Genomic DNA, 14,202 nt, shown 5'->3' with positions numbered 1-14,202 from the left:
CTTTCCGGTCTGAGTGGGGGCAGGCCCCTGGCGGCGGTGCACCGGATTCCCCCGGGTGAAGGGGAAGGGTCCCCGGGTGTCGGCTGCCCGGACGGGGGCGGCCGACACCGCGGGGGTCGGGATTTAGCCCAGCGAGTTGATGGCTTCGCGGACCTTGGTGTTGATCTCGGCCGGGATCGGCGCGTAGCCGTTCTCGAGGAGGACCTTCTGGCCCGCGTCCGAGGCGGTGTAGTTCAGGAAGGACTTGACGGTCGGGAGCGTCTCGGCCTTGTTGCCCTTGTCGCAGACGACCTCGTACGTGACCAGGACCAGCGGGTAGGCGCCCTCGGCCTTGGTGGTGTAGTCGAGCTTCAGCGCCAGGTCGGAGCCGGTGCCGGCGATCTTGGCGGCGGAGATGGCCTTGGAGGCGTTCTCACCGGTGGCCTTGACCGGGGCGGCGGCACCCGTGTTCAGGTCGACGGTCTTGATGCCCTGCGAGCTGGCGAAGGAGAGCTCGAAGTAGCCGATCGCACCGTCGACCTGCTTGACCTGGGCAGCTACACCGGCGGAGCCGGAGGCGGCCTGGCCACCCGGGGCGGCCCACTTCTTCGCGGCCTCGTGCGGCCAGGCGTCGGGGGCGGCGGCCTTCAGGTACTTGGTGACGTTCTCGGTGGTGCCCGAGTCGTCGGAGCGGTGGAAGGCCTGGATGGCGGTGGAGGGAAGCGTGACGCCCGGGTTCAGCTTCTTGATCGCCTCGTCGTCCCACTTCTTGATCTTGTCGTTGAAGATGTTGGCGACCGTGGCGGCGTCGAGGTTCAGCTTGTCCACGCCGGCGACGTTGAAGCCGAGGGCGACGGGGCCGCCGACCATCGGCAGGTTGATGCCCTGGCCACCGGTGCAGATCTTCTTCGACTCCTCGACCTGCTCCGGCTTCAGCGCCGAGTCGGAGCCGGCGAAACCGACGGTGCCCTGGTTGAAGGCGACGATGCCCTCACCGGAGGAGGAGGACTTGTAGTTCACCTCGACGCCGGAGCAGGCGGCCATGTAGTTCTTGATCCACAGCTCGACCGCGTTCTTCTGCGCGGAAGAGCCCGAGGCCAGGAGCTTGCCCTTGGCGCCGTCGCACTTGATGTCGCCCGCGGCGGCCGCGGAGGGCTTCGCCGATCCGTCGGCGGTCTTCGTGTTGTCGTCCGAGCCGCACGCCGTGAGGACCAGGGCGCCGGACACGACAAGCGCCCCGAGGGCGGAGGCACGAAGCATGTTCTTGCGCTGAAGCTTCACTTTCGGGTGTTCCTTCCAGAAGCCGCCGGCCGCTTTCTGTATCGGGGCGGCGTGCGAAGAGGACTACGTCGGTTTGCTCGGCTGAGCAGCTCGGTCTCCGTGCGGCTCGCTCCGTGCATCACCGAAATTAGGCAGAACAGGTGAAGCAGCCGACCGGCCCGAGTGAACGGACGGTGAACCGTGGCGGACGACCCGGTGCGTCCCCGTCCGTTCGCACACAGCTGTCATCATCCGTTATCCGCCCGTTATCGCGGTGTGACCGCGGGCTCCCGCAGCCAAACGTGCTGGAAGTCGAGCCGGGCCGCCTCCACCTCGTGGCGCTGGTCGGCGTGCAGGACGCCCAGTGCGTACGCCGTCGCGGGGGCGATGCGGGGGGTGCGGGCCGCCGTCGCCGAGGCGGCCGCGGCCTCCGCCGCGTCGCGGTGGCGGTCCAGGGCCTCGCCCGCGGCCGCCGGCCGGCTCACGTCCTCGCCGAGCGCCTCCCGGGCGTACCGGTGGACCCGCAGGAGGCGGCGTACCTCGTGCCAGAGCCCGTCGTGGTCCGCGTTGTACGGGCTCGGCGCCGCCTCGGAGCCGCGGCACGGCGGCAGCGCCGCGACCGCCGCCGACAGTCGGTTTTCGGCCACCTCCGCCAGGGGGACGAGGACGTCCCCGACCCGCCCCCGGGCTGCTACGGAGTCCAGCGGGACCTCCGAGGCCAGCACGGCCACCGCATCCGCCACCGCGTGGAAGCGGGAGGAGCCGAGCGCCTGCAGCGTGGCCGAGTGGGCGCGCGTACGCGCCAGGGTGAGCTGGCGTTCCAGCAGCGCGCCGGCGCGCGCCGAGCCCACCGTGAGCGCCCCGGCCGTGCCGCGCGGCGCCGGGAGCTCGGGGGAGCCCGACAGCCGGTGCAGGGCGTCCATCAGCCGGGCCAGCCGGGCGGCGTACGCGTGCTCGTCGGCCAGCGTCGAGGACAGCCACACCAGCTCGGTGCGCAGCCCGTCGGCCCAGGAGGACTCGGTCACCACCCGGAAGGTGGCCAGGGATCCGCTGATGCGGCGCGCAGCCCCCCGCAGGCTGCGCGCCGCGTCGCTCCCTTCGGCGGCATCGGCCCCGCTCTCCTCGTGCAGGCGCAGCCCGCGCAGGAAAGCGGTGGCCTGGGCGCGCAGGTACGTGCCGAGCACGTCACCCGCGTCCGCCGTCGCCGTAATCGGGTCATGGTTTGGCTGAGCCACGCCGGCGCCTCCGGGCGTCTATGAGCGTCTCCTGTACGTGCCGCAGCGGCTGGCCGTCCGCGTCCGTGCTGTGCCGGGTCCACTCGCCGTCCGGGCCCAGGTGCCAGGAGGAGGTGGCGTCGGACATGCCGGTTTCCAGCATCCGGTCCAGTGCCGCGCGGTGGGCCGGGTCGGCGACCCTGACCAGTGCCTCGATACGGCGGTCGAGGTTGCGGTGCATCATGTCGGCGCTGCCGATCCACACCTCGGGCTCGCCGCCGTTGCCGAAGGCGAAGACCCGGGAGTGCTCCAGGAAGCGGCCGAGGACCGACCGGACCCGGATGTTGTCCGAGAGCCCGGGGACTCCGGGGCGCACCGCGCAGATGCCGCGCACCCAGATGTCGACGGGCACTCCCGCCTGGGAGGCCCGGTAGAGCGAGTCGATGAGGGCCTCGTCGACGATCGAGTTCATCTTGAGCCGGACGTAGGCGGGGCGGCCGGCCTTGTGGTGGGCGGCCTCCTTGTCGATCCGCGCGATCAGTCCGTCCCGCAGCGAGCGGGGCGCCACCATCAGCCGGCGGTAGGTCTCGCGGCGCGAGTAGCCGGACAGCCGGTTGAAGAGGTCGGAGAGGTCCGCGCCGACCTGCGGGTCGGCGGTGAGCAGGCCGAGGTCCTCGTAGAGCCGGGCGGTCTTGGGGTGGTAGTTGCCGGTGCCCACGTGCGAGTAGCGGCGCAGCGTCTCGCCCTCCTGGCGCACGACGAGCGACAGCTTGCAGTGGGTCTTGAGGCCGACGAGCCCGTAGACGACGTGGCAGCCGGACTCCTCCAGCTTGCGCGCCCACTTGATGTTGGCCTGCTCGTCGAAGCGGGCCTTGATTTCGACGAGTACGAGGACCTGCTTGCCGGAGTCGGCGGCGTCGATCAGGGCGTCCACGATCGGGGAGTCGCCGGAGGTGCGGTACAGCGTCTGCTTGATCGCGAGGACGTCCGGGTCGGCGGCGGCCTGCTCCAGGAAGGCCTGCACCGAGGTGGAGAAGGAGTCGTACGGGTGGTGCAGCAGGACGTCCCGCTCGCGCAGGGCGGCGAAGATGTCGGGCGCGGACGCGGACTCGACCTCGGCGAGGTCCCGGTGGGTGCCGGCGACGAACTTCGGGTACTTCAGCTCGGGCCGGTCCAGGGAGGCGATGCCGAAGAGGGAGGTCAGGTCGAGGGGCCCGGGCAGCGGGTACACCTCGGAGGCGTTGACGTTCAGCTCCTGCACGAGGAGGTCCAGTACGCCGGGGTCGATGGACTCCTCGACCTCCAGGCGCACGGGCGGGCCGAAGCGGCGCCGCATGAGCTCCTTCTCCAGGGCCTGGAGGAGGTTCTCGGCGTCGTCCTCCTCCACCTCCAGGTCCTCGTTGCGGGTCACGCGGAACATGTGGTGCGCGAGCACCTCCATGCCGGGGAACAGCTCCTCCAGGTGCGCGGCGATGACGTCCTCCAGCGGGACGTAGCGCTGCGGGGAGGCCTCCAGGAAGCGGGAGAGGAGCGGCGGGACCTTGACCCGGGCGAAGTGGCGGTGGCCGCTGACCGGGTTGCGTACGACGACGGCCAGGTTGAGGGAGAGGCCGGAGATGTACGGGAACGGGTGCGCGGGGTCCACGGCCAACGGGGTCAGCACCGGGAAGATCTGGTTCCGGAACAGCGTGAAGAGGCGGGCCTGCTCCTTCTCGGTGAGGTCGGGCCAGCGGATGAGGTGGATGCCCTCCTCGGCCAGGGCCGGGGAGATGTCCTGCTGGAAGCAGGCGGCGTGGCGGGCCATGAGCTCGCGCGAGCGCGTCCAGATGAGGTCCAGCACCTCGCGGGGCTGCAGGCCGGAGGCCGAGCGGGTGGCGACACCGGTCGCGATACGCCGTTTGAGGCCGGCCACCCGGACCATGAAGAACTCGTCCAGGTTGCTCGCGAAGATCGCCAGGAAGTTGGCGCGCTCCAGGAGGGGCGTGGTGGGGTCCTCGGCGAGTTCCAGGACGCGCTCGTTGAAGGCGAGCCAGCTGCGCTCCCGGTCGAGGAAACGGCCCGGGGGCAGCTCGCCGCCGTCCTTGTCGTCGTACGCGTCCAGATCGGCGTCGATATCGGGCTCGAGGTCGACGTGCGGGCGGTGCGCGGAGATGGAGCCTATGCGGGCGTGGGCCCCGGTCACTGCGTTGACGGGGCCGGTCGCCTTGGCGGCGGCGTTACCGGACGCCGGGCCTGCGGCGGACGTGTGAGACGGGTGCTGGGCGGGGACCTCGGTGGGGCCTGCGCTGGGCTTGTGGCTCATGACTCCATTCTTCCGCGCACGCGGGAGGACGGGCGCGTCGGAAGTGTCGGCCGTCAGTCGGAGTCGGGGCTGCATTGGGGGAGAGTCGCAAGCGCGTCTTAATGCCCGGTTAATGGCGTGTGGCTTCCCGGCTCCGGCTGGCGCACGAGTCGCCTCCAGGCGGGGGTGGCGGGGGGCAGCGCCCCGGGCCCCCGGCGTGCCGGCGGGGGGCCCGGGGCGCTGCCCCGACCGCGGGGCAGACGCCGGCTGGGCTCAAAGATCGGGGCTCCGCCCCGGACCCCGCGCCTCAAACGCCGGCGGGGCTGGATGTGGGGCTCCGCCCCGGACCCTCCCCCCAGACTCCGTCCGGGGGGGACCCCCACGCCTCAAACGCCGGCGGGGCTGGATCTGGCGGCGGGGGGAAGGGGTCAGCTTTCCGTGCGGTACATCAGGTCGACCTCGTGGGTGCTGAAGCCGAGGCCCTCGTAGACGGCGAGGGCGGCCGGGTTGTCGGCGTCGACGTAGAGCATGGCCGTCGGCAGCCCCTGGGCGGCCAGGTGGCGCAGGCCGATCGCGGTGAGGGCCTTGCCGAGGCCGCCGCCCTGGGCGCCCGGGCGGACGCCGAGCACGTAGACCTCGCCCAGCTGCTCCGCCGCGTGGACCTTGGTCCAGTGGAAGCCGACGAGCTCGCCGTCGCGCTCCGCGAGGAAGAAGCCCTTGGCGTCGAACCACGGCTGCGCGATCCGGTCGTTGAGGTCCCGCTGGGTCAGCGAGCCCTGTTCGGGGTGGTGGGCGAAGGCGGCCGCGTTCACCGCGAGCCAGGCCTCGTCGTCGGTGCCGGGCACGAAGGTCCGTACGGTCACGCCGGGCGGGAGCACGGGCTCCGGCAGCGGGTCGGCGTCGGCCAGGGGCCGGCGCAGCTGGCGCAGCTCGCGGAAGAGGGTCAGGCCGAGGACCTGGGCGAGGTGCCGGGCGGCCGACTTGCCGCCGTGCGCCCATACCCGCAGCCGCTTCCCGGAGGCGGCCAGCAGGGCCATGCCCATTGCCCGGCCGTGCCCGCGCCCGCGCAGGGCCGGGTGCACGACGAGCTCGGCGGCGGGGGCCTCCACCGGGTCGGTGTCTTCCAGTTGTCCGTATGCGGCGAGCCGGCCGCCCTCGGTGAGCAGGAAGTGCCGGATCCCCTCGCGCGGGCCGCCGCGCAGCTGGAGCCGTCCCTGCTCGGACACGGCGGTGGTGCCGTCGGTGCGCGCCGCGTCCTCGATCAGGTCGAGTACGGCGCCGGCCTGTTCCTCCGTCAGCTCGTCGAGGGTCTGAATCTGCCGTCCGGGCTCCAGGGCCGCTGCTGCGTCAGTCATGGCACGAGCCTACGACCGCGGCGGGTGGCGGGCGGAGTGCGGGCGCGGGGTCTGTGCGTCTTCTGCGCGTAACCAACGCGATACCCGTTACCCCCTGGTAGAGCTACGCGCGTTGACCATAGGCTTCCCCGGACCTCCCAAGCAGTATCGCTGTCCGCAAAGGGGACTAAATGTCAGCGACGCCACAACGGCACCGCCGAAACCGCCGGTTGACCTTCGCCGCCCTCGCCGTCACGGCCGGGGCCGGGGCCATGGTCGCCGCCGCTCTGCCGGCCGGTGCCGCGAGTGGTGGCGGTGCGGCCAAGAGCCGGACCGTCGACGTGCAGATGCTGTCGTTCAACGACTTCCACGGCACGCTGGAGCCCCCGCAGGGTTCCTCCGGCACCGTGACCGAACGTCAGGCCGACGGCACGACCAAGGCCATACCCGCGGGCGGGGTCGAGTACCTCGCGACCAGCCTGCGCGAGGCCCGCAAGGGCCACGAGTACTCCGTGACCGCCGCGGCCGGTGACATGATCGGCGGCAGCCCGATGCTGTCCGGTCTCTTCCACGACGAGCCGTCCATCGAGGCGCTGAACAAGCTCGACCTGGACGTCACCAGCGTCGGCAACCACGAGTTCGACGAGGGCAAGACCGAGCTGCGCCGCATGGCGTACGGCGGCTGCCACCCGGTCGACGGCTGCTACGAGTTCGGCAAGGAGTTCACGGGCTCCCAGTTCCAGTACCTCGCCGCGAACGTCACCGACGAGAAGACCAAGCGTCCGCTGATGTCGCCCACCTTCGTGTGGAAGAAGGGCGACGTGAAGATCGGCTTCATCGGCGTCACCCTGGAGGGCACTCCGGACGTCGTGACCGCCGAGGGCGTCAAGGGCCTGAAGTTCGGCGACGAGATCGAGACGATCAACAAGTACGCCGCCGAGCTGAACAAGCAGGGCGTGAAGTCGATCGTCGCGCTGATCCACGAGGGCGGTCTGCCCGCGAACGGCGCCTACAACTACGACTGCAACGTCCCGGGCGCCGGCGCCGGCATCTCGGGCGCGATCGTGGACATCGCCAAGAACGTGGACTCCAAGGTCGACGCGCTGGTCACCGGCCACACCCACCAGGCCTACGCCTGCAACATCCCGGACCCGGCGGGCAACCCGCGCACGGTGACCTCGGCCGCCTCCATCGGCCGCCTGTTCACGGACACCACGCTCACCTACGACCGGCAGACCAAGGACATCGTCCGTACGCCGGTCGCCTCGCCCAAGCCGGTCAACAAGGTCGTCACCCGGGACCAGCCCAAGGCCCCGGACATGACCGAGCTGATCGACCGCTGGAAGACCCTCGCGGCGCCGATCGCCAACCGTCCGCAGGGCTTCATCGCGGCCGACATCCCGGGCCGCGGTTCCGAGGCGCCCGAGAAGCCGCTCGGCGACCTGATCGCCGACGCGCAGCTCGAAGCGCTGGCCCCGGCGGACAAGGGCGGCGCGCAGCTGGCCATCATGAACCCGGGCGGCATCCGCTCGGACCTCGCCTACAAGGCCTCGGGTGACGAGGGCGACGGCGTGGTGACGTACGGCGAGTCCTTCACGGTCCAGCCGTTCACCAACATGATGAACATCGTGGACCTGACCGGCGCACAGCTGATCACCGCGCTGCAGCAGCAGGTCAGCGGCCCGGTCAACGGTGCGAACCCGAAGATCCTGCAGGTGTCGAAGGGCTTCACGTACACCCTGGACCTGACGAAGACGGGCGTGGACCGCATCGTCGTGGACTCGGTGAAGCTGAACGGCGCGGCGATCGACCCCGCCCAGACCTACCGGGTCGCGATGAACGAGTTCCTCGCGGGCGGCGGTGACGGCTTCACCGTCCTCAAGGAGCACAAGAACAAGCTGGTGGGCGCGTCCGACCTGGACTGCTTCAACGCCTACCTGACGAAGAACTCCTCGGCGCAGTCCCCGATCGCCCCGCCGGCGGCGAACCGGATCACCGTCGTCAAGTAGTACCGGGCAGTACCCGCGCAGAGCGCGCCCGAAGGGGCGGTGGGCCAGTCGGCCCGCCGCCCCTTCGGCTTTTCCGCGCGCACCCCGCGGACCCCGCGCACCCCCGTGGAGCAGGGATCAGAGGGTCGCCAGGAACGTCCCGACGGCCGCGTGGAATCCCTCCGGGTCCGTGAACGGTACGAAGTGGTCGCCGTCGAGGGGCGTGTACGAGGTCTTCGGGCGCCGGGCGACCATGGCGTCGGCCGCGGCCCGGGTGAGGGCCTGGCTGCGGGTGCCGTGGACCAGCAGGGCCGGGCAGGTGCTCGCGAGCCAGGCGTCCCAGTGGTCGCCGTCGCAGGCCCGGATGGAGTCGAGCATGTCCTGGGGGTGGTAGGCCAGGCGCCAGCCGCTGCCGTCCGGCAGGGGGCGCATTCCGTCGGCGATGAAGGGCGCGGCGGCCGGCCCGGCGGCGGCGAGGAGCTCCTCGCGGGTGGGGGCGGTGTAGGGGAGGCCCTCGAGGAAGTCGTACCAGTTCGGTCCGGTGGGGATGCGGATCTCGATGGTGGCGTCGACGCCGATGAGCGCGGAGATCCGGTCGGGGTGGGCGGCGGCCAGGTGGTAGGCGTTGAGCCCGCCGAGGGAGTAGCCGAGGAGGGCCACCGGGGCGTCGAGGCCCAGGTGGTCGAGGAGCGCGACGGCGTCGGAGACGTAGCCCTCGCGGCGGTAGTCGGGCGCCCGGCCGGATTCGCCGTGGCCGCGCTGGTCGGGGGCGATGACCCGCCATCCGTCGCCGAGGGCGGCGGCGAGGCCCGTGAAGGCGAGGGCTTCGGACATGCCGCCGTGCAGGGCGAGGAGCGGTCGGCCGGGTCCGCCGAAGTCCAGGTAGGAGAGGGTCCGGTCGTCGATCGTCAGCTCGTGGCGCATGGTTCGTGCCTCCCGTAGGCCCGTGGATCTTCCGGTGGCTCCACCCTGCCAGGACTTGGGCAAGCGCGCAATACGAATGTCTTGCGCGCTTGCCCAAAACTTGGCGCGGATACGATCCCGGCATGGGAAATCGCGAGGACCTGCTGGCCGGAGCCCGGCGCTGCCTGGAGGAGAAGGGCTACCTGCGCACGACCGTGCGCGACATCGCCACGGCCTCGGGGGTGAGCATGGCCGCGATCGGCTACCACTTCGGGTCCCGGGAGGCCCTCCTCAACCAGGCCCTGTTCGCCGCCATGGAGGAGTGGGCCGCGGGATCCGGCCGCCTCGCGGGTGAGGGCGAGACCGCGGGGGAGCGCTACGCCGACACCTGGGACCGCAAGATCCGCGACTTCGGCGAGATGCGCTGGCTCTGGCTGGCCTCCGTCGAGGCCTTCGTCCATGCGCAGTCCTCGCCCGAACTGCTCGCGATCCTCGCCGAGGGGCAGCGCCGCAACCGGCGGATGGTGGCCGCGGCCCTGCGCGGGGTGTCGCCGGAAGAGGTCTCCGAGGCGGACGTACGGGCTCTCGGCTCGATGCACATCGCGCTGCTCAGCGGGGTGATGGTGCAGACCCTGACCGATCCGGAGCAGGCGCCGGACGGCCGCGAACTCCTCCAGGGGCTGCGGTCCATGGTCGAGTTGCTCGGAAGCTGACTGCTACCGACAGGTAGCAAAGCTGACGTGTGCACGCCATAATCCGGCCATCACCGGGTCGGCAAAGGGGCGGGCATGGGCATCGGCATGGGCACGGGTACCAGCACGGGCGCGGGCGCGGTCACCAGAACGGCAATGGGCCGGCGGACGTTCCTGGCCGGAGCACTGGCCGCGGGGACGGCCCTCGGGCTGGGAGCCGCCCCCGCCTCGGCCGCGGCCCTCGGCACGCAGGACTGGATGGCCGGACTCGGGGACTCCACCGCCCTCCAGCGGATGACCATCCCCGGCACGCACGACTCCGGCGCCACCAAGGGCGGCCTCTACGTCGCCTGCCAGAACACCTCGATCGCACAGCAGCTCGACTCCGGCATCCGCTTCCTCGACGTCCGCTGCCGGGTCACGGGCGGCTCCTTCGCCATTCACCACGCGGCGTTCTTCCAGGACCTGATGTTCGGGGACGTGCTCGTGGCCTGCTCGAACTTCCTCGCCGCGCACCCCTCCGAGACCGTCCTGATGCGCCTCAAGCAGGAGTACTCCACCGACAGCGACGCCACCTTCCGCGCCGTCTTCGACGACTACCTCGACCACCGCGGCTGGCGCCCGCTGTTCCGGATCGCCGACACCCTGCCCTCGCTCGGCCAGGCCCGCGGCAAGGTGGTCCTGCTCGCCGACAACGGCGGCCTGCCCGGCCTGCGCTACGGCGACGGCAACGTCTTCGACATCCAGGACGACTGGAACGCCGAGCCCTTCGCCAAGCGCGGCAAGATCGAGAACCACTTCCGCAAGGCCGTCCAGCAGCCCGGCAAGCTCTTCGTGAACTACGTCAGCACCTCGGCCTACATGCCGCCGCGCTGGAACTCCGACCGCCTCAATCCGCAGGTGCACGGCTTCGTCGACGGCGGGGAGATGGCCGGCCGGACCGGGCTCGGCATCGTCCCGCTGGACTTCCCGAACACCCGCTCCGGCCTGGTCGCCTCACTGATCCGGCACAACTGACGGATCGGCGGGCGGCGGGGTGGGCGCCCCCGGGATGCGGAGCACCGCCTCCGTGCCCGGGCCGCCGTCGGCCGCCGCCCGCAGCTCGGCGCTGCCGCCCGCGCGGGCCGCCGTACGGGCCACGATCGACAGGCCCAGCCCGCTGCCGGGCAGGGCGCGGGCCGACGGGGAGCGCCAGAACCGCTCGAAGACGTGCGGCAGGTCCTCGGCCGGGATGCCCGGCCCGTGGTCCCGTACGGTCAGCTCGCCCGCCCGCAGCGTCACCTCGACCGCGCCGCCCGGCGGGCTGAACTTCACGGCGTTGTCCAGGACGTTGACCACCGCCCGCTCCAGCGCGGCCGCCTCGCCCCGTACGTACCAGGGCGCCAGGTCCGAGTCGAAGCTCAGCTCCGGCCCGCGCAGCCGGGCCCGGGACAGCGCGGCCCCGGTGATCTCGTGCAGGGCGACCACCTGGAGCGGGTTCCCCGCTCCGGCGTCCGGCCGGGACAGCTCCTGCAGGTCGCCGATCAGCGAGGCCAGTTCCGTCATCTGCGCTTTGACCGAGGCCAGCAGCTCCCGCCGGTCGTCGGGCGGGATGGCCCGGCCGGTCTCCTCACTGCGCGCCAGCAGCTCGATGTTGGTCCGCAGCGAGGTCAGCGGGGTGCGCAGCTCGTGCCCGGCGTCCGCGATCAGCTGGGCCTGCCGCTCCTGGGAGGAGGCGAGGGCCGCCGTCATCGAGTTGAAGGACCGCGACAGCCGGGCGATCTCGTCGTCGCCCTCGTCGGGGATGCGGACGGTCAGGTCCTCGGTGCGGGCGATGTGCTCGACGGCGCCGGTCAGTTCGTCGACCGGCCGCAGCCCGGTCCGGGCCACCCACAGTCCGGCCGCGCCCGCGCCGACCACGCCGATGCCGGAGACCAGCAGCAGTACCCAGGCCAGCGTGGACAGTGGCTTGTCGACGTCGGCGAGCGGCTTGGCCACGGACAGCGCGGCGAACTGCCGGTTCACCAGGGCGGGCTGGGTATAGACGCGGACCGGGACGCCGTCGGAGGTGGTCGAGTCGTACAGGACCGGGCCGCGCAGCCGCTGGGCGACCTCCCGGTCGATGGTGGTGGCTTTCAGGGTGTTCTTGCCGTCGACCCAACAGGTCTTGCCGTCCGGCAGGACGATCTGCACCTGCGCGCTGAGGTTGTTCGCGGGCCGTTCCGGCAGGGCCTCGCCGGACACGCAGCCACCGAAGGCGTCGAACACCTGGTTGGCCTGGGCACCCGCGTTGGTGGCGCGCAGCGAGCTGTCCAGCTGGTTGCGGAGCTGGGTCCGCACCATCACCCAGGACACCGCGGCGACGGCCGCCACGGCCACCGCCACCGCCACCGCCACGAGGAGCGCGAGCCGGGAGCGCAGCGGGAGGGCGCGGAACCTGGCGGTCGGGCTCACTCGGGCCCGCTCTCGCCGGCGCGCAGGACGTAGCCCACCCCGCGCACGGTGTGGACGAGGCGGGCCTCGCCCCCCGCCTCGGTCTTGCGGCGCAGGTACATCACGTACACGTCCAGGGAGTTGGAGCTGGGCTCGAAGTCGAAGCCCCAGACGGTCTTGAGGATCTGCTCGCGGGTCAGGACCTGGCGCGGATGCGCGAGGAACATCTCCAGCAGCGTGAACTCGGTACGGGTCAGCTCCACCGGCCGCCCGCCCCGGGTGACCTCGCGGGTCGCGAGGTCCATGCGCAGGTCGCCGAAGGTCAGGGCCTCCTCGTGGCTCTCGCCGCCGGCCTGCTGGGCCGCGTAGGAGCTGCGGCGCAGCAGGGCGCGGACGCGGGCGAAGAGCTCGTCGAGCTCGAAGGGCTTGACGAGGTAGTCGTCGGCGCCCGCGTCGAGGCCGGTGACGCGGTCGCCGACGGTGTCGCGGGCGGTCAGCATCAGGACCGGCGTGACGCTGCCGGCGGCGCGCAGCCGGCGGGCCGCGGTCAGCCCGTCCATCCGGGGCATCTGGATGTCCAGGACGATCAGGTCGGGGGAGTACGAGGCCGCCCGGTCGAGGGCGTCGAGCCCGTCGACGGCGGTCTGCACGGCGTACCCCTCGAAGGCGAGGCTGCGGCGCAGGGCCTCGCGTACGGCCGGTTCGTCGTCGACGACGAGGATCCGCGCTTCGCCTTCGGCGGGAATCATGGATGGGTCTCCCAGAGGTGGTGGTCGGCCGTGGAGTCCGACGGGTGACGGCGCTTCCAGCCTCGCACGGACGGGCTAGAACGAGGTGCCGAAGCCGTTGGCGGCGGAGCCGCTGCCGGAGGAGCCGCCGGAGCCCGAACCGCCGGGGCCGCCCTTGCGGAGGGACTCCAGGTCGGCCTTGACGGTGTTGACCGGGATGGCGAAGCCGAGGCCGACGCTGCCCGCGGCGGAGCCGCCGGAGGAGGGGGAGTAGATCGCGGAGGGCATGCCCACGATCTCGCCGTTCATGTTGACCAGGGCGCCGCCGGAGTTGCCGGGGTTGAGGGAGGCGTCGGTCTGCAGGGCCTTGTACGAGGTGGTGTTCGAGCCGGTGTCCCCGTTGAACTCGCGGCCGCCGAAGGAGAAGGGCCAGCCGTCGCCGTCCTGCTGCCGGCCCTGCGGGGACTGCTGCTCGGACTTCGCCACCTTCACCTCGCGGTTCAGCGCCGAGACGATGCCGCTGGTGACGGTGCCGGTGAGGCCGTCGGGGGAGCCGATGGCGACGACCTGGTCGCCGACCTTGACGCTGCCGGAGTCGCCGAGCTTGGCCGGCTTGAGGCCGGTGGCGCCCTGGAGCTTGATCAGGGCCAGGTCCTTGTCGGGGTCGGTGCCGACGATCTTGGCCTTGTACTTCTTGCCGTCGCTCATCGTCACCTGGATCTCGGCGGCGCCGCTCACCACGTGGTTGTTGGTGACGATCTCGCCGTCGGCGGTGACGACGATGCCGGAGCCGGTGCCCTGGCCGGACGCGGTGCGGGTGTCGATGCGGACGACCGAGGGGCTGACCTGTTCGGCGACGCCGGAGACGGTGCCGGTGCCCGTGCCGGTGTTCTGCGAGACGTTGGTGCCGTTGACTCCGCCGGCGCCGCCGTTCTGGTGGACCATCAGCTGCTGGACGGCGGCCGCGGTGCCGCCGCCGACCAGGGCCGCGGCGAGCGCGACGGCCGCCAGCAGGGCCACGGGCCGCTTCGCGCGGGGCGCGGGGGCGGCGTGCGCGGGCTGGCGGGGACCGCTGCCGCCGCCTGCCGGGACCGTCTCGCCGCGGATGACCGGGGGCTGGTGCGCCTCGTGCCAGCCGGGTGCGGCGGGCGGGTACGAGGGCGGCGGCGGGTACGCCCCCGCCGCGGAGTCCTGCGCCAGCCGGTCGCGCCCGCGCTGCCAGTCCTCGCCGAAAGGCGCGTGCGGAGTGGGGCGGTCCTGGGGGTACTCGCCTTCGCGGCGGAAGCTGTCGGTCATGGCTCTGACTCTGCTCGCCGATGATGAGAGCTTCCTGAGCCTGACCTGAGAAGCCCGACAGAACCTCGTATGCCCCTTATAAGGCCCGCCGTTGAGGAGGTCGGCCCCGGAAGCA

The 14,202-nt window shown here is 71.9% G+C and carries 11 protein-coding genes; 3 read left to right on the top strand and 8 right to left on the bottom strand.

Annotated elements, in window-relative coordinates; all coding sequences use genetic code 11:
- Window positions 1-123 precede the first annotated feature (123 nt).
- The 4 genes from pstS to mshD form a co-directional block, all read right to left on the bottom strand.
- Entirely contained in the window at window positions 124-1,260 is a 1,137-nt protein-coding gene (gene pstS / locus OG472_RS21665; protein WP_405830840.1) for a phosphate ABC transporter substrate-binding protein PstS, read from the bottom strand.
- 245 nt (window positions 1,261-1,505) lie between these two features.
- A complete protein-coding gene (locus tag OG472_RS21660; RefSeq protein WP_383569575.1) occupies window positions 1,506-2,474 on the bottom strand; it encodes a CHAD domain-containing protein in 969 nt (322 codons plus the stop codon).
- Window positions 2,455-4,755, bottom strand: a complete 2,301-nt coding sequence (locus tag OG472_RS21655) for an RNA degradosome polyphosphate kinase (protein WP_401607962.1) — start codon at window positions 4,753-4,755, stop codon at window positions 2,455-2,457. The genes OG472_RS21660 and OG472_RS21655 overlap by 20 nt, the downstream gene beginning before the upstream one ends.
- A gap of 407 nt (window positions 4,756-5,162) precedes the next feature.
- Window positions 5,163-6,089 carry a mycothiol synthase gene (gene mshD, locus OG472_RS21650; RefSeq protein WP_401607964.1) on the bottom strand — a complete coding sequence of 309 codons (927 nt, stop codon included), beginning with the start codon at window positions 6,087-6,089 and terminating at the stop codon, window positions 5,163-5,165.
- A gap of 170 nt (window positions 6,090-6,259) precedes the next feature.
- On the opposite strand from mshD, the gene OG472_RS21645 reads away from it, so the two are divergent.
- Window positions 6,260-8,077 (top strand): bifunctional metallophosphatase/5'-nucleotidase, encoded by a 1,818-nt coding sequence (locus OG472_RS21645; RefSeq protein WP_401607967.1) that lies wholly within the window; start codon window positions 6,260-6,262, stop codon window positions 8,075-8,077.
- Between the two features lie 117 nt (window positions 8,078-8,194).
- On the opposite strand, the gene OG472_RS21640 is transcribed toward OG472_RS21645, so the two are convergent.
- On the bottom strand, window positions 8,195-8,980 hold the full coding sequence (locus tag OG472_RS21640) for an alpha/beta fold hydrolase (protein ID WP_405830837.1): 786 nt from the start codon (window positions 8,978-8,980) through the stop codon (window positions 8,195-8,197).
- Window positions 8,981-9,102: 122 nt separating this feature from the next.
- Here OG472_RS21640 and OG472_RS21635 point away from each other — a divergent pair, with 122 nt between their 5' ends.
- Together OG472_RS21635 and OG472_RS21630 are read left to right on the top strand one after the other, a co-directional pair.
- Complete coding sequence (locus OG472_RS21635) at window positions 9,103-9,672, top strand: TetR/AcrR family transcriptional regulator (RefSeq protein WP_327414781.1); 570 nt, start codon at window positions 9,103-9,105, stop codon at window positions 9,670-9,672.
- An 87-nt stretch (window positions 9,673-9,759) separates the two neighbouring features.
- Window positions 9,760-10,668, top strand: coding sequence for a phosphatidylinositol-specific phospholipase C (locus OG472_RS21630; protein ID WP_401608839.1), 909 nt, complete (start codon window positions 9,760-9,762; stop codon window positions 10,666-10,668).
- On the opposite strand, the gene OG472_RS21625 is transcribed toward OG472_RS21630, so the two are convergent.
- The 3 genes from OG472_RS21625 to OG472_RS21615 form a co-directional block, all read right to left on the bottom strand.
- Window positions 10,648-12,084: a sensor histidine kinase gene (locus OG472_RS21625; protein ID WP_405830835.1), complete on the bottom strand. Its 1,437-nt coding sequence runs from the start codon at window positions 12,082-12,084 to the stop codon at window positions 10,648-10,650. The two genes, OG472_RS21630 and OG472_RS21625, sit on opposite strands and share 21 nt — an antisense overlap.
- The gene (locus tag OG472_RS21620; protein ID WP_383569599.1) at window positions 12,081-12,812 is read right to left on the bottom strand and encodes a response regulator transcription factor; all 732 of its coding nucleotides are present in this window, start codon (window positions 12,810-12,812) and stop codon (window positions 12,081-12,083) included. The genes OG472_RS21625 and OG472_RS21620 overlap by 4 nt, the downstream gene beginning before the upstream one ends.
- 75 nt (window positions 12,813-12,887) lie before the next feature.
- Window positions 12,888-14,087 (bottom strand): S1C family serine protease, encoded by a 1,200-nt coding sequence (locus OG472_RS21615; protein ID WP_401607975.1) that lies wholly within the window; start codon window positions 14,085-14,087, stop codon window positions 12,888-12,890.
- Window positions 14,088-14,202: the final 115 nt, after the last annotated feature.

The organism is Streptomyces sp. NBC_00207, assembly GCF_045160965.1.
Lineage (GTDB): Bacteria > Actinomycetota > Actinomycetes > Streptomycetales > Streptomycetaceae > Streptomyces.
Note: the sequence above shows the minus strand (reverse complement) of the source record. Positions and strands in the feature narration are given on the sequence as shown.